The following is an 18927-nucleotide window of genomic DNA, read 5'->3' on the forward strand; positions in this document are numbered from 1 at the left end:
CTTATCGCGAGATAACTGATCCCTTCCGACTTGACTCACGGGTCTTGTACCCCGTCAGGAGCACTACCGGATGTTGTTTGACCGACGTCCCGGACACCTCCCGGCCAGTCATGGCAGTCAGTAACTGGCGTTGTGCCCAGGCCCCATAGCCCGGACAACGTTATAGAGAAATCGAGAAGCGAATTCCCACCGCTCCATCACGGATGTGGGACAAGCGAGGAAGAGGATAAGCGTGGCCGGACAGAAGATCCGCATTCGGCTTAAGGCCTACGACCACGAGGCGATCGACGCATCCGCTAAGAAGATCGTCGAGACTGTCACCCGTACGGGTGCCCGCGTCGTTGGCCCGGTGCCGTTGCCCACCGAAAAGAACGTGTACGCCGTTATTCGTTCTCCCCACAAGTACAAGGATTCTCGCGAGCACTTCGAGATGCGCACCCATAAGCGCCTGATCGACATCCTCGACCCGACGCCGAAGACGGTTGATGCCCTCATGCGCATCGACCTTCCGGCCAGCGTCGACGTGAACATTCAGTGATCGACGAAATACTTGGCAGCGGAGAATAAATAATGAGTGAGAACGAGATCAAGGGCATTCTGGGCACCAAGCTCGGCATGACCCAGATCTTCGACGACGAGAACCGTGTCATCCCGGTCACCGTCGTTGAAGCTGGGCCGTGCGTGGTGACCCAGATTCGTACCAAGGAAACCGATGGCTACAACGCCATCCAGATCGCCTTCGGCGAGATCGACCCGCGCAAGGCCAACAAGCCTGCCGCAGGTCACTTCAAGAAGGCCGGTGTGACCCCGCGTCGCCACGTGACTGAGATCCGCATGGACGACGTCACCGGCTACGAGGTCGGACAGGACATCACCGTCGAGATCTTCGACGGCATCCAGTTCGTCGACGTCACCGGCACCACCAAGGGCAAGGGCTTTGCCGGCGGCATGAAGCGTCACGGCTTCGCCGGCCAGGGCGCCTCCCACGGTAACCAGGCCGCGCACCGCCGCGTCGGTGGCATCGGTGCCGCCGCTACGCCGGGGCGCATCTTCAAGGGTAAGAAGATGGCCGGCCGCATGGGTAATGACCGCGTCACCACCCAGAACCTCAAGGTTCAGAAGATTGACGCCGATGCCAACCTGCTGCTCATCAAGGGCGCAATCCCGGGTAACCGTGGTGGCATCGTGACCGTTAAGACCGCAGTGAAGGGCGGTGCTCACGCATGACCAATCTGAAGCTCGACGTCCACACCGCTGACGGTAAGACCGACGGACAGGTTGAGCTGCCGGCCGAGATCTTCGACCGCGAGGTGTCTGTCGCCCTGCTGCACCAGGTCGTCAACGCCCAGCTCGCCGCCGCCCGTCAGGGCACGCACTCCACCAAGACCCGTTCCGAGGTCGCTGGTGGTGGCCGCAAGCCGTACCGCCAGAAGGGAACCGGCCGCGCCCGTCAGGGCTCGATCCGCGCTCCGCACTTCTCCGGTGGTGGCATCGCCCACGGCCCGAAGCCGCGCGACTACAGCCAGCGCACCCCCAAGAAGATGAAGGCCGCCGCACTCGCAGGCGCCCTGACCGACCGCGCACGTAACTCGCGTATCCACGTGATCACCGAGCTCGTCCCGGGCCAGGACCCGTCGACCAAGTCGGCACGCACCTTCCTCGAGCGCCTGACCGACCGCAAGTCGGTTCTGCTCATCGTCGGCCGCGAGGACCTCAACGCCCGCCGCAGTGCCAACAACCTGCCCGGTGTCCACATCCTGGAGGCCACGCAGCTGAACACCTACGACGTCCTCAACTCGGACGACATCGTGTTCTCCGTTGAGGCTCTGCACGCCTTCATCAACCGCAACAACGTTGCGGACCAGGAGGAGAACAACTAATGGCAAAGATCGCTAACCCGCGTGACATCATCATCGCCCCGGTTGTCTCGGAGAAGTCCTACGGTCTGATGGAGCAGAACGTCTACACGTTCCTCGTCGACCCGGCCTCCAACAAGACCCAGATCAAGATTGCCGTGGAGAAGATCTTCGGCGTCAAGGTGGACTCCGTGAACACCGTGAACCGCGACGGCAAGCGCAAGCGCACCCGCACCGGTTACGGCCAGCGTAAGAACACCAAGCGCGCCTACGTCACGCTCCGTGAGGGCAGCGACTCCATCGACATCTTCGGCGGCTCCGCCTCCTAAGGGTCGAGAGAAAAGGACACATTATGGCTATTCGTAAGTACAAGCCGACAACTCCGGGTCGCCGCGCCAGCTCCGTCTCCATGTTCGACGAGATCACTCGCTCGACCCCGGAGAAGTCGCTGCTGCGTCCGATCCACAAGACCGGCGGCCGTAACACCCACGGCCACATCACCACCCGGCACAAGGGTGGCGGACACAAGCGCCGTTACCGCCTCGTCGACTTCCGTCGCAACGACAAGGACGGCGTGCTGGCCAAGGTCGCTCACATCGAGTACGACCCGAACCGCACCGCGAACATCGCACTGCTCCACTACTTCGACGGCGAGAAGCGTTACATCCTCGCTCCGAAGGGCCTGAAGCAGGGCACCGTCGTGGAGTCCGGCGCCAACGCCGACATCAAGGTGGGCAACAACCTGCCGCTGCGCAACATCCCGACCGGTACGACCATCCACAACGTCGAGCTGAAGCCGGGCGCCGGCGCCAAGCTCGCACGTTCCGCTGGTTCGTCCATCCAGCTGCTGGGTAAGGAGGGCTCCTACGCTGTCCTGCGTATGCCGTCCTCCGAGATCCGCCGCGTCGACATCCGCTGCCGGGCAACCGTCGGCGAGGTCGGTAACGCCGAGCAGATCAACATCCGCTGGGGCAAGGCCGGCCGTATGCGCTGGAAGGGCCTGCGCCCGTCCGTCCGTGGTGTCGTGATGAACCCGGTCGACCACCCGCACGGTGGCGGCGAGGGCAAGACCTCGGGTGGTCGCCACCCGGTGTCGCCGTGGGGCCAGAAGGAAGGCCGCACCCGCAACCCGAACCGTTACTCGAACAACATGATCGTGCGTCGCCGCCGGTCCAACAAGAAGCGCTAAGAGGAGGTAAAACGATATGCCACGCAGCCTGAAGAAGGGCCCGTTCGTCGATGAGCACCTCCTCAACAAGGTGGATGCTCAGAACGAGGCCGGCACCAAGCAGGTCATCAAGACCTGGTCCCGCCGTTCCACCATTCTCCCCGATTTCATCGGCCACACCTTCGCCGTCCACGACGGTCGCAAGCATGTGCCGGTGTTCATCGACGACTCCATGGTCGGACATAAGCTGGGCGAATTCGCACCCACCAAGACCTTCAAGGGTCACATCAAGGACGACAAGAAGGGACGTCGATAGCGATGAGTGACACCATCACCTCCGCGCGCGCGACGGCCAAGTACGTCCGCACCTCCTCGCTGAAGGCGAGCCGTCTTCTGGACCTGGTCCGCGGCAAGTCCGTCTCCGAGGCACTCGCAATCCTGAAGTACGCTCCGCAGGATGCGGCCAAGGCCATCGCCAAGGTCGTCGCTTCCGCAGCAGCCAACGCCGAGAACAACTTCGGTCTGGATCCGCGCACCCTGGTCATCTCCGAGGCCTACGCCAACGAGGGTCCGACCATGAAGCGTTTCCAGCCGCGTGCTCAGGGCCGTGCTTTCCAGATCCGTAAGCGTTCGACCCACATCACCGTTGTGGTCGAGAGCCAGAAGGAAGGGGCCAAGTAAGTGGGCCAGAAGATTCATCCTCACGGCCTCCGGTTGGGCATCACTTCCGAGTGGAAGTCCCACTGGTTCGCCGAGCAGAGCTATGCAGACTACGTCGCCGAGGACATCAAGATCCGCGATTTCCTGTCCAAGGGCATGGAGCGCGCCGGTATCGCTGATGTTGTCATCGAGCGCACCCGTGACCGCGTCCGCGTCGACATTCACACCGCCCGCCCGGGCATCGTGATCGGTCGTCGCGGTGCTGAGGCCGACCGCATCCGCCGTGAGCTGGAGAAGCTCACCGGCAAGATGGTCGCCCTCAACATCCTCGAGGTCAAGAACATCGACGCCAACGCCACCCTGGTTGCACAGTCCATCGCTGAGCAGCTGGTCAACCGCGTTGCCTTCCGCCGCGCAATGCGCAAGGCCATCCAGTCGGCCATGCGTCAGCCGCAGGTCAAGGGCATCAAGGTCGTCACCGCAGGTCGTCTCGGCGGTGCCGAGATGGGCCGCGTCGAGCGTTACCACGAGGGCCGCGTGCCGCTGCACACCCTCCGCGCCGAGATCGACTACGGCACCGCAGAGGCCCACACCACCTTCGGACGCATCGGCGTCAAGGTGTGGATCTACAAGGGTGACGTCGTCGGTGGCCGTCGCGAGTCCGAGATCAACGCACCGGCCGAGCGCCGGGGTCGCGGCGGTGACCGCGACCGTCGTCCGCGCCGCGGTGGCCAGCGTCGTCAGCGCGCCGAGCAGAAGCAGGAGGGCTAAGAATGCTTATCCCTAAGCGCGTCAAGTACCGCCGCCAGCACCGTCCGACCCGTTCGGGCATCTCCAAGGGTGGCAACAAGATCAGCTTCGGTGACTACGGCATCCAGGCTCTTGAGCCGGCCTACGTCACCAACCGTCAGATCGAGTCCGCACGTATTGCCATCAACCGCCACGTCAAGCGTGGTGGCAAGGTGTGGATCAACATCTTCCCGGATCGTCCGCTGACCCAGAAGGCACTCGGTGTGCGTATGGGTTCCGGTAAGGGCCCCGTCGAGAAGTGGATCGCCAACGTCAAGCCGGGCCGCATTCTCTTCGAGATGTCCTACCCGGATGAGGCAACCGCCCTCGAGGCTCTGCGCCGCGCCGGCCAGAAGCTGCCCTGCAAGGTCCGCATCATCAAGAAGGAGGACCAGTTCTAATGGCAACCGGTACCCCCGCCTTCGAGTTTCGCGAGCTCGACGCCACTGAGCTCGAGAACCGCCTGACCGAGGCCAAGGAAGAGCTGTTCAACCTGCGCTTCCAGCTGGCCACCGGTCAGCTGACCAACAACCGCCGCCTTCGCACGGTCAAGCGCGACATCGCCCGCATCTACACCGTCATCCGCGAGCGTGAGCTGGGCCTGTCTGTCGTTCCGGGAGCTGAGGCTTAATCATGAGTGAGGCAAACGTGAACGAGAAACAGAAGGGCGCCCGCAAGGTCCGCGAGGGCATCGTCGTGTCTGACAAGATGCAGAAGACGATCGTCGTCGAGCTCGAGGACCGTAAGCAGCACGCCCTCTACGGCAAGATCCTGCGCACCAGCTCCAGGGTGAAGGCGCACGACGAGGAAAGCGTCGCCGGCATCGGCGACCGCGTCCGCATCGAGGAGTGCCGTCCGCTGTCCAAGGACAAGCACTTCCGCCTCGTTGAGGTCGTCGAGAAGGCCAAGTAAGCACTCGCTTATCGACGCCTGACCGTCCCCCCCCGGCCCCGCCACAACCTTCCCGGTTGTGCGCGGGGCCGGGGTCTTTTCTGCTATCCAGGTTGATTATGGTTTCTCCTGATGTCCTCGCCGCCCACTTCGCCCGGGAGGCGGCGGAACAGGGCCTGCCGGTGGCTTACCGGCCGCTCCCCGCCTTCCCTGGTTTCTATGATCTGCCCGCCGTCGGAGACCCCGGACAGATCTCCCGGGTCGGTGAGACCAACCTGGGGGAATGCGGGGTGGAGGCCATCCTGAACGTGGTCAGCCTGCTGGATTCCCAGTGTCGCCGCGCCGCGGGAGAAGGGCTGGTCTTCTCCCCGGGGACGGTCAGCGCCCTGGTGCAGGGTACGCAGGTGCAGCTGCACGGCGGTGTCCCGCGGGAACTGGTGACTGCGATTCCCTTGATTGCGGGGCCAGGTTTTCATAACATGGGTGTCCATGCGACGGGTCGAATGGATGTTGAGACCGATCCCACCGACGGCAGTTCCACTGAGCTGCAGGCCCGTCTGGAACCGGTTGTCACTGCTGCGGACCGGCTCGGGGAACTGCTGGCCACTGCGCCCCTCGATGAGAGCCAGGCCCGGCGGGAGCTCAATCTGACCGTGCCGGGGGAGGGCGGGCATAATGCCGTGCAGTTCTTCCTGGACTCGACCCCGGAGTCGGTGCTGTCGGCGCAGTTGCTGGCGGACATGGTGGAGCTGGTCCTGGACCTCATGGAGCTGGTCTCCCCCGTGCAGGTCACGTCCGTGGACAGCCGGGTGGTGAGTCTCTCCGCGGTGGGGACCGGGGTGGACACCGGCGCTCTCGTGGCTGCGGCCGGCCGGGCGGCGGAGCGGGCCCGGCAGCTGCCCGCCTGGCGGGAGATCCACCACCGCGCGCGGGAGGAGGCGGGTGACGGCCCCATCCTGGAGCCGTTGCCCGAGCTGTGGGTCACGGACGCGAACCTGGTCTCCGGGCGGGCGGAGTTGTGGGCGGGGTGGATGGCCGACCAGGAACCGGCCGCCAGTGATTTTGAGGCCCGGCTCCGGGCGGTGGTCACGCAGGAGGCCACGTGCTGAGCATCAGCGACGGGAGGGTTCCGGTATTGGGGCGGTGGCGACCGTCGGCAGGCCCAGTGCCTGCTGCACAGGGCCCAGCTTCGCGTCCGTCTCCCGCACCTCCGCATCGGGGTCTGAGGCGGCGACGATCCCGCCGCCGGCGTGTGCACTGACGGTCCGTCCCTGCACGACGGCGCTGCGGATGGTCACCCACCAGTCACCGTCGCCTGATTCCTCCGTCCAACCCACTGCGCCGGCGTAGAAACCGCGGTCGGGCTCCACTTCCCGCAGGACCGCCTGGGTGGTCGGGGTCGGGTGGCCGCCGATGGCGGGGGTGGGGTGCAGCGCGGACGCAAGTTCCAGAGCGGTGATGTCCTGGTCGGCGAGGGTGCCGGTGATGCGGGTCCCCAGGTGCCAGGTGTGGGTGCTCCTGGTCAACGAGGGACCGACCGGGATGTGGAGGTCCGTGCACAGGGGTGCGAGGATCCGGTTGATCTCCCCGGTGACGTAGGCATGTTCCTCGGCGTCCTTGGCGGAACCGAGCAGTTCTGCCGCCCGTGCCCGGTCCTCCTCCGGATCGGCTGCACGGGGCACGGTGCCTGCGAGCGGGTGCGAGATGATGCTGCGCCCCCGCCGGGAGATGAGCAGTTCCGGGGTGGATCCGACAAGTGTGGCACCACGGTGGGTGGGGCCGGCGGGGGAGAGGTCGACCAGGTGGCCGTTGCCACCCGGGGAATTCTCCAGGAAGCGGCGCAACAGCACCTCCGGGTCCACTGCATCGTCGAAGAGGTAGCGCACCTGCCGGGAGAGGACGATCTTGTCGAAGTCCCCCTCCCGGATGCGGCGGATGGCCTCCCGCACCCGTTCCGCATGATCATGTTCGGTGGGCAGCTTCTCGGCCGCGAGGAACCCCGGAAGCGGGGCCCGGGGCAGGTCCGGCGCATCAGTGCCGAGGGTCTCGGGGGTGAACAGGACGGCGGGGTCGTCAGCGTGGAAGGGTAGGGCCCCGACCACCGGGCCCTGCCCGCGGCGCAGAGCCTGGTTCGCCGCGGAGGCGTCCGACCATCGGGAACGGATACCGCGGGCGCTCAACTCCCGCCTGGGAGTGCGCAGTATGAAAGAGTGCATGGTTCTCAGGCCTCCGGGCTGGTCGGGGCCGAGGTCAGCTGTTCGAGAACCCGGGTGGTCGGGAGGGCGACCCCGCAGCGGCGGGCCACCCAGTCGATGGTGTTGTGGTGGTCTGCGGCGGTGAAATCGGCGATACCGTCGGTGACCAGGAACGGGGCCACGTCATTCATGAATGCGTCGACGGCGCTGACCTGGCACCCCATGTGGCCGTAGACACCGGTGATGATGAGCTGGTCCCTGCCGGCGAAGGCCAGGGCGTGGCGCAGGTCCGTGCGTGCGAAGGCGGAGTAACGCCACTTGGTCACCACGTGGTGGTGCTCCCGGGGTGCGAGGTCCCCGACGATCGCGGCCTCCTCCTCGGTCCGGATGCCCTCGCCCCAGAACTCGCTGAGCAGTCCGCGGCGGGACTGCTGCTGGCGGGGCGGCTGGGCGGAGTAGAAGACCGGGACACCGGTGTCGTCTGCGGCGTCGATCAGCCGTCTGATGTTGGGGAGGACGGTGTCCATGGGGGAGGCGGAGGTGTCGTAGGCCTCGATGAAATAACTCTGCATGTCATGGACGAGCAGGGCACAGCGCTGCGGATCCAGACTCCATCTGGCTGCCGGGGAGATCGGGGCAGCGGGCAGGGGGTAGGGCGCTATCCGGGGAATGGCCATGGCGGTGGTGTGCTCCTTCGTGGGGTGGATCCGGGGTGGACGCAACGCATCCAGCCCCCTGGAAGTTAGCCAAGGCTGTCCTAAATGACAAGAGGGTGAATTTTCACCGCCTCCCCCGCATCGGGCGGGGCGGTTCAACTGTCGAGTGTGGCACCGCCGTCGACCCGTAGATCATGCATCGTGATGTGCTTCGCCGCCGGCGAGATGAGGAACAGGCAGGCTGCGGCGATGTCCGCCGGATCAGCCACCCGGCCGAGGGGGATGCCCAGCCGGAAATGCTCCGGCGCTCCGGCGATCACGTCTCCGAGATGGGCCTCGGCGGGCTGCGGTGAGTCGGCCGGCCACATGCCGCGCAGCATGGGGGTGTCGGTGGAGCCGGGGGAGACGATGTTGCAGCGCACGCCATGCGGGGCGCATTCCAGGGCCAGGGTCCGCAGCCAGGAGGTGGCGGCAGCCTTGGACAGCCCGTAGCTGGCCATTCCGGCCCGCGGCACGGCGGCTGCGTTCGAGGAGATTGCGACGATTGCACCCTCCCCGCGCTCGACCATGCGGCGGGCCACTGCGGAGCAGGTGGTCACCGTGCCCGTGAGATTGATGCGCACGGACTGCTCGAGGGTGGCCGGGTCCGGGTGCAGTGCGGAATCGGCGAGAAGCGTACCCGCGCAGTGGATGAGGGCGTCGAGGGGGCCATGCCGCTCCTCGAGGCTGGACAGCGCCGCCGCCACCCCTGCCGGGTCGGTGACGTCGTGTTCCGGGATGTCCCACGCATGGGCGGTGTGACCTGCCTGCCGGAGCAGGTCCACCGCGGCGGACCCGATTCCGCCCCCGGCACCCGTGACGAGGACGTTGAGCGGGGTGGTCGGGGTGGGGTGTAGGAGGCTGTCTGTCATGGAGACTGAGCCTAGCGCAGGCCCCCGCATAAGGTGAGCCTGCCCTTAGGTGAGGGGTGGGGGCTGTCCGGGCGGATCACGCCCGCAGACAACCCACCGGTTCCGAGGATGTCTCGATCTCACCCCATTCCTGCAGACAACCCCCAGGTGAGGGGCCCACATGCTTTACTGGGCCCATGGCATCCCTGGGCAGGTGGAAACGACTCGGCAGCGGACTGGCCGCAATGGTCCTGGGTGTGGGATCCCTCATCTCCTGCGGGCTCCCCGAGGCCACCCCCGTCGTGGAGATCTTACGGGCCCAGGCGCGTGCGCACGGACTGGAACAGCGCATCGACTACCGGGCGCAGGCCAGCGGACTATTGGGTGACTATCCCACCGCGGTCTCCACCTGGGAGGATGCCACCCGGGAGAACGTGCGGGCGATGGTCGCCCTGCTGCAGGAGAACACCGAGGCCACCCGGGAGGGGGGATTCCGGAACTTCAACTTCCACGTCAACCTCTATGTCGGCCAGACCCGCCTGGAGATGCGCCACGCCCCCTCCGATGAACTGGCCGGGGTGCTCATCGACCTGATCGCACCGGGTGTGGAGCGAGTTTCCGCTGTCTCCCCCGGCCATCTGGACGTCGCCATCGAAGAACACGCCCACGGACACCTGGTGGCCGGGGCGGAGCGGGTGGGGGATTCGCTGGTCTCCTCGCGCGAGGAGGCGGGCCTGTCGACTGCGCCTTATCTTGAGGTGCGGACGTCAGGATGGCCGGCCACCCTGGTCCTCCAGGCCACAGCGCAGCACCCCCTCACGCAGGACCACTTCCGCAGGCACCTGGACCTGGCCGCGGAGCTCCAGTCAGCTGCGGAGCCCATGCGGCTGTCCCGCATCCTGGTCCGCGCGGGGGAGGGGTTGGAGCTCACCGTCGACCATGGGCTCTTCGACCCCGTCCTGTTCACCACCCTCACCGAGACCGCCCCCGCCGGCACTGCCCTGACCGTGCGCGCGCAGACCGGTTCAGCCCTGCACGCCGTCATCGGGGGAACCTCCCCGGAACCTCCGCGGAATACGGCGGAGAAACAGCTGCGGGGGATCGTCGAGAAGCAGCTTTAGGCCGCAGCCGGGATTTGGATTCCGGCCTGCAGATATGGTTCACTGTCCAGGTTGACCGTACTGGTCGTTGAGGTGTGCTTATTTTCCGGGCCCCTCAGCGAGACCCCTCGACCGCCAGCTGTTCCGCAGGCAGGTTCGTTGACAGGTTCGGGAAGCAAGCAAGACATAGACCAGGTGCGTCCAGGCCGGAAATCTGGCGCACATCAATCCAGGTCAAGGAGACCCATCGTGATCCAGCAGGAATCGCGTCTCAAGGTCGCCGACAACACCGGTGCACGGGAGATCCTGTGCATCCGCGTGCTCGGCGGTTCCGGTCGACGCTTTGCTGGCATTGGCGACACCATCGTCGCCACTGTCAAGGAGGCCGCCCCGGGCGGCAACGTGAAGGCCGGCGAAATCGTCAAGGCCGTCATTGTCCGCGCCAAGAAGGAGACCCGTCGTACCGACGGCTCCTACATCCGTTTCGATGAGAACGCTGCCGTTATCATCAAGCCTGACAACGAGCCCCGCGGTACCCGCATCTTCGGCCCTGTCGCACGCGAACTGCGCGACAAGAAGTTCATGAAGATCGTGTCGCTGGCTCCGGAGGTGATCTAGTTGAAGATTCACAAGGGCGATATGGTCCTCGTCATCTCTGGCCCCGATAAGGGCGCCAAGGGCAAGGTCATCCAGGCGTTCCCGAAGGCCGACAAGGTCCTCGTCGAGGGCGTCAACCGCATCAAGAAGCACGTCGCCGACTCCTCTCAGGAGCGTGGCGCACAGTCCGGCGGCATCGTCACCCAGGAGGCACCGATCCACGTCTCCAACGTGATGGTCATCGACTCGGACGGCGACCCGACCCGCGTCGGCTACCGCTTCGACGAGAACGGCAAGAAGGTCCGTATCTCGCGTCGTAACGGGAAGGACATCTAGGCATGAGCGAGAACTACACCCCCCGTCTCAAGACCCGCTACCGCGAGGAGATCCGCACCAAGCTCGGTGAGGAATTCTCCTTCGACAACGTCATGCAGATCCCCGGCGTCGAGAAGGTCATCGTCAACATGGGCGTCGGCGACGCCGCCCGCGACTCCAAGCTGATCAACGGTGCCCTCGAGGACCTCACCCTGATCACCGGCCAGAAGCCGCAGCTGCGTCGCGCCAAGCAGTCCATCGCGAACTTCAAGCTCCGCGAGGGCATGCCGATCGGCGCGAAGGTCACCCTGCGCGGCGACCGCATGTGGGAGTTCCTGGACCGTCTGCTGACCGTGGCCCTGCCGCGTATCCGTGACTTCCGCGGTCTCTCCGACCAGCAGTTCGACGGCCACGGCAACTACACCTTCGGCCTCACCGAGCAGACCATGTTCTACGAGATCGACGTCGACAAGATCGACCGCCCGCGTGGTATGGACATCACCGTCGTCACCACCGCAACTGACAACGACGAGGGTCGTGCTCTGCTCCGCGAGCTCGGCTTCCCGTTCAAGAAGTAGTCACCTGCTTCGCAGTTGAATCAGCGACGCCCCCTGGTACCCCGGTACCAGGGGGCGTTCGTGATTCATGTTCTCTCCCGGATTCCTCAGTTCGCCCAGGAGCCCTAAGCTGCGGGCATGGGAAAATTTCTCGCGATATTCAACGGCTCGGCCACCGAAGAAGAACGTGGCAGCCTCACCCCGGAGGCGAACGCCGAGTTCCTCCACAGATGGGCGGCCTGGGCGGACTCCGTCGGGGACTCACTGGTTGATCCGGGCGCGCCGCTGCATCAGAAGATACGCCTCACCTCGACCGGTGCAGACCGCTTCGAGGACACCAAGGTCGCGTACGCGATTGTCGAGGCCCCGTCTCAGGAGCAGGCCCTGCAGATGTTCGCCACGCACCCGCATCTCGGCCTCCTGCCGGGCAACTCGATCGATGTGCTCGAGTGCCCGTCCCCGCCGGCCTGAACGGAGGGTGCCTCAGACCTTCTCCTCCTGACCTGCGTTGTCGGGGATGAACAGGATGATGGAGGCCAGGGCGATCAGGCCCATGATGAGGTTTGCGGCGAGACCGACCATACCGGCTTCACGGATGGCGATATTTTCCTGCCGGCCGGCGAAGGTGATTGCCTCACCGACGATCTCCATGCCACCTTCCTGCAGGGCGGTGAAGAGAGCGGCGGAGATGGCCACGCCGAAAGCGGCACCCAACGATGAGGCCATCTTGTAGATGCCCGACCCCGAGCCCGCCTGGTCCTCCGGCAGGGCCGAGAGCGCGGCATCGGTCGACGGCGTCGCATAAAACGCCAGACCGAGCCCGAACAGCGAGTACGCGATGACTGCGAGGATCTCGTAGGTGCCCTGCATGAGGTTCGTGGCCATGAGCAGGAGGATGGACAGCAGCACGATGAGGGTGCCCCAGATCATGGGCTTCTTCGCCCCGAACTTCTGCAGCAGCTTCTCACCGACGCGGATGAAGGCGATGATGAAGATCGCATAACCGAGGGTGAGGTACCCGGCTCGTGCCGCCGACATTCCGCCCGCGCCCTGCAGGACCCACAGGGAGACAGCCAGGGTGCCGGCGGTGGCGTTGAGGAGGAAGTTGGAGATCGTCGCACCGGTGAACACCATGTTCCTGAACAAACCGAAGTTGACGAAGGGGGCGGAGATGGTCAGTTCGTGGCGGACGAAGAATGTGATGGCCACCACGAACAGGGCGAGCAGCCCCCAGGTGATCATGCTGGTCCAGCCGATATCGGAACCCTGGGTGACCACGATCTGCAGGGCGATCATGGCGACGGCGAAGGAGATGATGCCCGACCAGTCGGTACGGCTGGTGGAGCCTGCAGCCGGCGCGGATTCCGGGATGTGGCGCATGAGCAGAATCGACAGCACAGACACGATCGCGCCCAGAACGAAGATGGAGCGCCATCCCAGCACAGTGGAGGCGAGGAAACCTCCGAAGATGGAGCAGAGACCGGAGCCGCCCCACGAGCCGATCGACCACATCGAGACGGCGCGCTGGCGGGCTTTACCCTCCCAGTAGGTCTTCACGAGGGCCATGGTGGCGGGCATGATGCATGCGGCCGAAAGACCCTGGAGAATGCGGCCGAGCAGAACAAGGGGGGTGGCGAGGCCACCGAAGGCCAGGGCGATCATCAGCGAGCCGACGATGTTGAGGATGTTGCCGATCAGCGCGATCTTGACCCGCCCGGTCTTGTCTGCCAGGCCACCGGCGACGACGATGAAGATGCCGGAGAACAGCGCGGCCAGGGCGATGGCGATGTTCATGGTGGACATCGGCATGTCCATGTCCTCGGCCATCACCGGGCCGATATTGAGGGTGGTCTGCGCGAAAAGCCAGAAGGTGACGACAGCCAGGACAATACCCAGCAGAGCTCTGTCGTCCCCCTTGAAGGTAGTTCCGCGGTCAACAGTGGTGGAGGTGGTCATTGCCGGTCACACGCCCTTCGGGGTCAGCCAGGCGGCTGCCGCCACGACGGCGGCCTGCACACCGAGGTCAAGGGTGGGTTGGAGATCCGGTGCGAACGCCGGGTTGTGGTTTCCGGGGGCATTGGCCATGTCGGCGAAGCCGCCGATCCCCCAGTAGGTGTAGGGCACGCCGAGGGCATCCGGGATTACGGAGAAATCCTCGGAGGCGGGAACCGGCGTCAGATCGAGGGACCTCTCACCGAAGTACTCGTCGAAGGCGGCACGGACCGTGGCGGTGACGTCGGCGTTGTTGTCGGTGAGCGGGTAGGTGTCGTAGTACGTGAACTCCGGGTCCTGCGGGCTGCGGGCCGCGGCGCACTCATGGCGGACAATCCTCTCGATCGCCTCGTGGATGTGCTTTTCGACGTCGCGGTCGTACGCCCGCGTATTGATGAGCAGCTCCGCGGACGCCGGAATGATGTTGGATTTGGTCCCGGCGTGGATTGCACCGACGGTGACCACTGCGGTCTCCCGGGCCGCGACCTCGCGGGACACGATGGTCTGCAGACGGACCACGATCGTGGAGGCCAGCACCACGGGATCCACACCCAGTTCGGGCATGGAACCGTGGGACCCTTTACCGTGGACCACGACCCTGATGGAGGAGGCCGCGGACAGTACCGGTCCTGGCGTGGTGCCCACAGCGCCACCCGGCACGGAGGCCAGGACGTGCTGACCCAGGTAGACGTCCGGTTCCGGCATGACGTCGGCTATCCCGTTTGCCACCATGTCGCGTGCGCCGGCCGCGGTTTCCTCGGCGGGCTGGAACACCCCGACGAAGGTGCCCCGCCACACATCCCGGTGCCGGTGGAAGGCCAGACAGGCGCCCAGCACTCCCATGATGTGGAAATCATGTCCGCATGCGTGGGCGACCGGGGTCTCCTCGCCGGTGGCCTCATTGATCTGGGTGGCGGTGGAGGCGTAGGGCTTGCCCGAGGCCTCCCGGACGGGCAGCCCGTCGATGTCGCCGCGCATGGCGACCACAGGGCCGGCACCGTTCTCGATCACGGCGACCAGGCCGGTGCGGCCGACCGGGTGGACGTCGATGCCCGCGGCCTCAAGCTCCGTCCGGATGCGGGCCGCGGTCTGGTCCTCCTGCAGGGACAGCTCAGGGTTCTGGTGGAAGTGGATGTAGAGATCCTCCCGGGCTTCCCGGGTGGGCTCCAGATCGCTGAGGAGAGTGGACACTGCATCATGGTTCAGACTCATGCTGACATCTTCCTGTTCTGCGGGCCATCCCGTGGATACAGACGTCACCGGGTCGGCGCGGCGGTTGTCGTCCTGTCCGACCTCCTGCCGGGGGACTGGGCGTCCCCCATTCTATGTCTGGCCCCCTCCGCCGCAGAGGAGCATGATTTCGTTCACGGGGAGTTCACCTGATCGTTTCATTCCGGAACTCGCCGGGGCCGTTGACCTGCTGGTATCGGATCCGGAAAGGGGGGATCGTCAGGGAGGGGGAAGAAAAATCCCCGTCCCGCAGTGCCCCTTTCGGGGGACCGGTGTGGAACGGGGCGTCGATAGGCGGACTACCGGGGGTCGGTGACCTCCGGATCCTCCTCTGCATTCTCCTCCAGCGGCGGGGTGGGCACGACCGGGGGAGTGAGGACGGATGCGGTCAGGACGGTCGCCGAGTAATTCAGGAAGCTGATGTGGCCCTCGAAACGGTCGATGACATCGTCGATGAGCTGTCCCTGCGTGAGACCGTAGATGTCGTAACCCTCGGAACCGGTCTCGGTGAAGACCTCCAGACGGAGATACTCCTGGATCCTCGGGGAGGGGCGGGCGCCGAAGGTCGGCACCGCGGTCGGCACCGCCACCACCCGGTAGAGGAACGTGCGCTCCTCCGGGATGTACACATGCAGCGAGTGCGTCGGCAGCGAGGTCAGCTCATCATCCCCGGAGGTGTAGGACACGTTGTATCCCTGCTCCTGGAACTCTGCGGCGACCTGCTCCAGGGCCGGGGCAACGGTCTCCTCAAGGTAGCGGTGGGAGGCCTTCTCCGAGGGGTAGTTGCGGACACCCGCCAGGCGTTGACGCCAGTTGCGCTCGGGGGCCCGGCCACCTGTCGCGGCCTCGGTGCGTCGGCGCAGGGTCTGGCCCTCACGGTCGGCCTTCTCCATGCGCAGCGCCTTGGTGAAGGAGAACATGACCAGGTAGGCCACGATCGTCACCGGCAGAGCGAAGATCAGTGTCGCGTACTCCATGGTGACCACGCCACCGGCGAGCAGCATCGCGATGGTGAGTACCGCGGTGATCACCGCCCAGTAGATGCGCAGCCACTTGGGGCCGTCCTCCGAGGGGTTGGGGATGGAGGATGAGAAGTTGGACATGACCATGGCGCCGGAGTTGGCGGAGGTCAGGTAGAACAGCAGACCGGACAGGGTGGCCAGGCCGATGAGGAACATCGCGCCGGGGAACATCTCGAGCAGGGCGTACCAGCCGCGCTCCGGGCTCTCGATGGCCAGCTGCCCGAAGGCGGTGTTGCCCTGGAAAACGACCTCATTGATGGCGCTGTTGCCGAAGAGGGAGACGATCACCAGATCACACAGCACCGGGATGGTGATGGCGGCGATGACGAACTCCCGCAGCGTGCGGCCGCGCGAGATACGCGCCAGGAACAGGCCGACGAACGGGCCCCACGCCAGCCAGAACGCCCAGAAGAACAGGGTGTTGCCGGACATCCACTCACCACCGTCGACCTCGTAGCCCATGGTCTGGGTGATGCGCTGGGGCATGGTCCACAGGAAGCGCCCGACGTTCTCCACCAGGGAGTTGAGGAGGAAGGCGGTCTTACCGGTGACGAGGATGTAGAGCATCATCGCGGCGGCCACCCAGAGGTTGAGCTCGGAGATGATGCGGATGCCCTTGTCCACGCCCGAGGTACAGGCCGCGATGGTCATCACGACAGCCACGGCAACGAGGGCCACCTGCATTCCCAGTCCCTGCGGCAGACCGAAGAGCAGGGAGAAGCCGACATTGAGCAGCACGACACCGATGCCCATGGAGGTGGCGACACCCATCACGGTGCCCACCAGGACGATGATGTCGAGGATGTCACCGGTGGCGCCGCGCACCCGCCGGCCCAGCAGCGGGTAGAGGGCGGCACGGATCGACAGGGGCATGCCCCAGCGGTAGGCGAAGTAGCCCATGGCCATGCCGAGCAGCGAATACATCGCCCAGCCGGCCATGCCGTAGTGGAACATGGTCCAGATGACGGAGTCCTGCAGGGCCGCAGCGCTCTGCGGGTCCGCGTTCGGTGGGTTGATGTAGTGGCTGATGGGGCCGGTCACCGAGTAGAAGAGCATGTCGATGCCCACGCCGGCTGCGAAGAGCATGGCCACCCAGGTCACCAGGCGGTACTGGGGACGGGAGTGGTCGGGCCCCAGCCGGACGCTGCCCTCCCGGGAGAATGCGACCCAGATGACGAAGCCGATCACGATGGTCACGGTGACCACGTAGACCCAGCCGAGGTTGTCGCCGATCCACAGCACCAGCGACTGCATGGTGGAGGCGGCGTGCGCGGGGGCGAAGACCGCCCAGAGGGAGAAGGCCAGGATGATGGCCGAGGAGATGCCCAGCACGCGCCAGTTGACGCGGATCCGGGTGTCCTTGGGGATGTCCGACGCGCCCTTCAGCAGCTCCTTGGAGGAGGCGGGCGGACGGTTCTCCTCCCGCTCGGCCTCGCGCGGGGTGCGCTGGCGGGTCCGGAGCTTGTCGAGGGGCTCAGAAAGTTTCTTCAGTTTCTGCTCGGGCGTACTGATGTCCTCGGGATCAACCATAGGGCGGTCACTCTCTTTCGTTCACGCCGGGGAGATTCCCGGCAGACGTAAAGCAGCGGAGCCCGTGGTCGACGCATCGGCCCCATTGCGTGGATCGTACCGCCGACGATCTGCTCTCCACGGGATTTCGCTGCACACAACCTTGCTCTCCCTCAGAATTAACACGAGGGGAGACGGTTCAATGATAATGAAATGATCATTGCCGTCAAGGGTGCGGGGAGCTTTCTCCTCTTCGCCGGGGTCCGGCGATGGAACTGTGTCTGAGGGGTGATTTTGTTCTGCCCCCGCGAGGGGGTAGCCTTGGCCGCTGGACTTGTGCCCGCCCCTGTGGGGCGCCCAAGACCATCCAAGAACTGAACATCCAACTTTGTTGCAGGCCCCCCGCCAACACTGGCGACCGGGTGGAAAGTGGCAGCGAGCGCCCCGGACTACTGAGTCCGCGGGAGCGTCAAGTGGCCCGACGGAACACCCGGTGAACGCCCCGGTGGGAAGGGAACCGCAGCAAGAAAGGTAAACGGTCACCACATATGACCATGACTGACCCCATTGCCGACATGCTGTCGCGCGTGCGCAACGCAAACCATGCGCACCACGAGACCGTGTCGATGCCTTCCTCCAAGCTGAAGATCAACATCGCGGAGATCCTCAAGCAGGAGGGCTACATCGCCGACTACAACCTCGAGGACGCCAAGGTCGGCAAGACCCTGTCCCTGGAGCTGAAGTACGGCCCGTCCCGCGAGCGTTCCATCGCTGGTGTCCGCCGCGTCTCCAAGCCGGGTCTGCGCGTGTACGCCAAGTCCACCAACCTGCCGCAGGTCCTCGGTGGCCTGGGCGTGGCGATCATCTCCACGTCCCAGGGTCTCCTGACCGACCGCCAGGCAACCGAGAAGGGTGTAGGCGGAGAAGTCCTCGCCTACGTCTGGTAAGGGAGGATCAAGCAACATGTCGCGTATCGGCAAGAACCCGATCACCATCCCCTCCGGCGTCACCACCACGGTGAACGGCCAGAACGTCGAGGTCAAGGGCCCCAAGGGCACCCTGTCCTTCGAGGTCCCGGCCCCGATCGCCGTCGCCGTCGAGGAGAACGAGATCGTTGTCACCCGTCCGGATGACAACCGCCAGAACCGTGCCCTGCACGGTCTGTCCCGCTCGCTCGTCAACAACCTTGTTGTCGGTGTGACCGAGGGCTACACCATCAAGATGGAGATCTTCGGCGTGGGCTACCGCGTCCAGGCCAAGGGCAAGAACCTCGAGTTCGCCCTCGGTTACTCCCACCCGATCCTCATCGAGGCCCCGGAGGGCATCGCCTTCGCGGTCGACGGGAACACCAAGTTCTCCATCACGGGTATTGACAAGCAGCAGGTCGGACAGATCGCCGCCAACATCCGTCGTCTGCGGAAGGACGACCCCTACAAGGGCAAGGGCATCCGCTACGAAGGCGAGCAGGTCCGCCGCAAGGTCGGAAAGACGGGTAAGTAA

The 18927-nt window shown here is 65.3% G+C and carries 25 protein-coding genes; 19 read left to right on the top strand and 6 right to left on the bottom strand.

The window, feature by feature from the left end:
• Positions 1–232: 232 nt before the first annotated feature.
• From rpsJ to NYP18_RS02260, 12 genes are all read left to right on the top strand, one after another.
• On the top strand, positions 233–538 hold the full coding sequence (gene rpsJ, locus NYP18_RS02205; protein WP_003848085.1) for a 30S ribosomal protein S10: 306 nt from the start codon (positions 233–235) through the stop codon (positions 536–538).
• A 32-nt stretch (positions 539–570) separates the two neighbouring features.
• On the top strand, positions 571–1227 hold the full coding sequence (gene rplC / locus NYP18_RS02210) for a 50S ribosomal protein L3 (protein WP_259426473.1): 657 nt from the start codon (positions 571–573) through the stop codon (positions 1225–1227).
• A complete protein-coding gene (rplD, locus tag NYP18_RS02215; RefSeq protein WP_259426474.1) occupies positions 1224–1880 on the top strand; it encodes a 50S ribosomal protein L4 in 657 nt (218 codons plus the stop codon). The genes rplC and rplD overlap by 4 nt, the downstream gene beginning before the upstream one ends.
• On the top strand, positions 1880–2185 hold the full coding sequence (gene rplW / locus NYP18_RS02220) for a 50S ribosomal protein L23 (RefSeq protein WP_126120172.1): 306 nt from the start codon (positions 1880–1882) through the stop codon (positions 2183–2185). The genes rplD and rplW overlap by 1 nt, the downstream gene beginning before the upstream one ends.
• A gap of 23 nt (positions 2186–2208) precedes the next feature.
• Positions 2209–3045, top strand: coding sequence for a 50S ribosomal protein L2 (gene rplB / locus NYP18_RS02225; RefSeq protein ID WP_126120171.1), 837 nt, complete (start codon positions 2209–2211; stop codon positions 3043–3045).
• A gap of 16 nt (positions 3046–3061) precedes the next feature.
• On the top strand, positions 3062–3340 hold the full coding sequence (gene rpsS / locus NYP18_RS02230; protein WP_126120170.1) for a 30S ribosomal protein S19: 279 nt from the start codon (positions 3062–3064) through the stop codon (positions 3338–3340).
• 2 nt (positions 3341–3342) lie between these two features.
• Positions 3343–3705 (top strand): 50S ribosomal protein L22, encoded by a 363-nt coding sequence (gene rplV, locus NYP18_RS02235; protein ID WP_126120169.1) that lies wholly within the window; start codon positions 3343–3345, stop codon positions 3703–3705.
• The gene (rpsC, locus tag NYP18_RS02240; protein ID WP_259426475.1) at positions 3706–4455 is read left to right on the top strand and encodes a 30S ribosomal protein S3; all 750 of its coding nucleotides are present in this window, start codon (positions 3706–3708) and stop codon (positions 4453–4455) included.
• Positions 4456–4457: 2 nt separating this feature from the next.
• Complete coding sequence (gene rplP / locus NYP18_RS02245) at positions 4458–4874, top strand: 50S ribosomal protein L16 (protein WP_126120167.1); 417 nt, start codon at positions 4458–4460, stop codon at positions 4872–4874.
• The gene (gene rpmC / locus NYP18_RS02250; RefSeq protein ID WP_126120166.1) at positions 4874–5104 is read left to right on the top strand and encodes a 50S ribosomal protein L29; all 231 of its coding nucleotides are present in this window, start codon (positions 4874–4876) and stop codon (positions 5102–5104) included. The genes rplP and rpmC overlap by 1 nt, the downstream gene beginning before the upstream one ends.
• A gap of 2 nt (positions 5105–5106) precedes the next feature.
• The gene (gene rpsQ, locus NYP18_RS02255) at positions 5107–5385 is read left to right on the top strand and encodes a 30S ribosomal protein S17 (protein WP_259426476.1); all 279 of its coding nucleotides are present in this window, start codon (positions 5107–5109) and stop codon (positions 5383–5385) included.
• A gap of 98 nt (positions 5386–5483) precedes the next feature.
• Positions 5484–6473, top strand: a complete 990-nt coding sequence (locus NYP18_RS02260; protein ID WP_259426477.1) for a hypothetical protein — start codon at positions 5484–5486, stop codon at positions 6471–6473.
• A 3-nt stretch (positions 6474–6476) separates the two neighbouring features.
• Here NYP18_RS02260 and NYP18_RS02265 read toward each other — a convergent pair whose 3' ends face one another.
• The 3 genes from NYP18_RS02265 to NYP18_RS02275 form a co-directional block, all read right to left on the bottom strand.
• Positions 6477–7580 (bottom strand): isochorismate synthase, encoded by a 1104-nt coding sequence (locus NYP18_RS02265; protein ID WP_259426478.1) that lies wholly within the window; start codon positions 7578–7580, stop codon positions 6477–6479.
• A 5-nt stretch (positions 7581–7585) separates the two neighbouring features.
• Entirely contained in the window at positions 7586–8236 is a 651-nt protein-coding gene (locus NYP18_RS02270) for an isochorismatase family protein (RefSeq protein ID WP_259426479.1), read from the bottom strand.
• 134 nt (positions 8237–8370) lie between these two features.
• A complete protein-coding gene (locus tag NYP18_RS02275; RefSeq protein WP_259426480.1) occupies positions 8371–9126 on the bottom strand; it encodes an SDR family oxidoreductase in 756 nt (251 codons plus the stop codon).
• A gap of 176 nt (positions 9127–9302) precedes the next feature.
• On the opposite strand from NYP18_RS02275, the gene NYP18_RS02280 reads away from it, so the two are divergent.
• From NYP18_RS02280 to NYP18_RS02300, 5 genes are all read left to right on the top strand, one after another.
• Positions 9303–10226, top strand: a complete 924-nt coding sequence (locus NYP18_RS02280; RefSeq protein WP_259426481.1) for a hypothetical protein — start codon at positions 9303–9305, stop codon at positions 10224–10226.
• Between the two features lie 228 nt (positions 10227–10454).
• Positions 10455–10823: a 50S ribosomal protein L14 gene (rplN, locus tag NYP18_RS02285; RefSeq protein ID WP_126120162.1), complete on the top strand. Its 369-nt coding sequence runs from the start codon at positions 10455–10457 to the stop codon at positions 10821–10823.
• Positions 10824–11138, top strand: coding sequence for a 50S ribosomal protein L24 (gene rplX / locus NYP18_RS02290; protein WP_259426482.1), 315 nt, complete (start codon positions 10824–10826; stop codon positions 11136–11138). It begins immediately after the preceding gene.
• A gap of 2 nt (positions 11139–11140) precedes the next feature.
• Positions 11141–11695 (top strand): 50S ribosomal protein L5, encoded by a 555-nt coding sequence (gene rplE, locus NYP18_RS02295; protein ID WP_126120160.1) that lies wholly within the window; start codon positions 11141–11143, stop codon positions 11693–11695.
• 117 nt (positions 11696–11812) lie between these two features.
• On the top strand, positions 11813–12145 hold the full coding sequence (locus NYP18_RS02300; protein ID WP_259426483.1) for a hypothetical protein: 333 nt from the start codon (positions 11813–11815) through the stop codon (positions 12143–12145).
• A gap of 12 nt (positions 12146–12157) precedes the next feature.
• Here NYP18_RS02300 and NYP18_RS02305 read toward each other — a convergent pair whose 3' ends face one another.
• The 3 genes from NYP18_RS02305 to betT form a co-directional block, all read right to left on the bottom strand.
• Positions 12158–13630 carry an MFS transporter gene (locus NYP18_RS02305; protein ID WP_259426484.1) on the bottom strand — a complete coding sequence of 491 codons (1473 nt, stop codon included), beginning with the start codon at positions 13628–13630 and terminating at the stop codon, positions 12158–12160.
• 6 nt (positions 13631–13636) lie between these two features.
• Positions 13637–14878: an amidohydrolase gene (locus NYP18_RS02310; RefSeq protein ID WP_259426485.1), complete on the bottom strand. Its 1242-nt coding sequence runs from the start codon at positions 14876–14878 to the stop codon at positions 13637–13639.
• 317 nt (positions 14879–15195) lie between these two features.
• Positions 15196–17448 (bottom strand): choline BCCT transporter BetT, encoded by a 2253-nt coding sequence (gene betT / locus NYP18_RS02315; RefSeq protein ID WP_259426486.1) that lies wholly within the window; start codon positions 17446–17448, stop codon positions 15196–15198.
• 527 nt (positions 17449–17975) lie between these two features.
• Between betT and rpsH the strand changes: the two genes are divergently transcribed.
• Both rpsH and rplF read left to right on the top strand, forming a co-directional pair.
• Complete coding sequence (gene rpsH / locus NYP18_RS02320; RefSeq protein ID WP_126120157.1) at positions 17976–18374, top strand: 30S ribosomal protein S8; 399 nt, start codon at positions 17976–17978, stop codon at positions 18372–18374.
• A 16-nt stretch (positions 18375–18390) separates the two neighbouring features.
• Positions 18391–18927 carry a 50S ribosomal protein L6 gene (rplF, locus tag NYP18_RS02325; RefSeq protein ID WP_259426487.1) on the top strand — a complete coding sequence of 179 codons (537 nt, stop codon included), beginning with the start codon at positions 18391–18393 and terminating at the stop codon, positions 18925–18927.

It is taken from the genome of Corynebacterium lemuris (assembly GCF_024919295.1).
Taxonomy (GTDB): domain Bacteria; phylum Actinomycetota; class Actinomycetes; order Mycobacteriales; family Mycobacteriaceae; genus Corynebacterium; species Corynebacterium lemuris.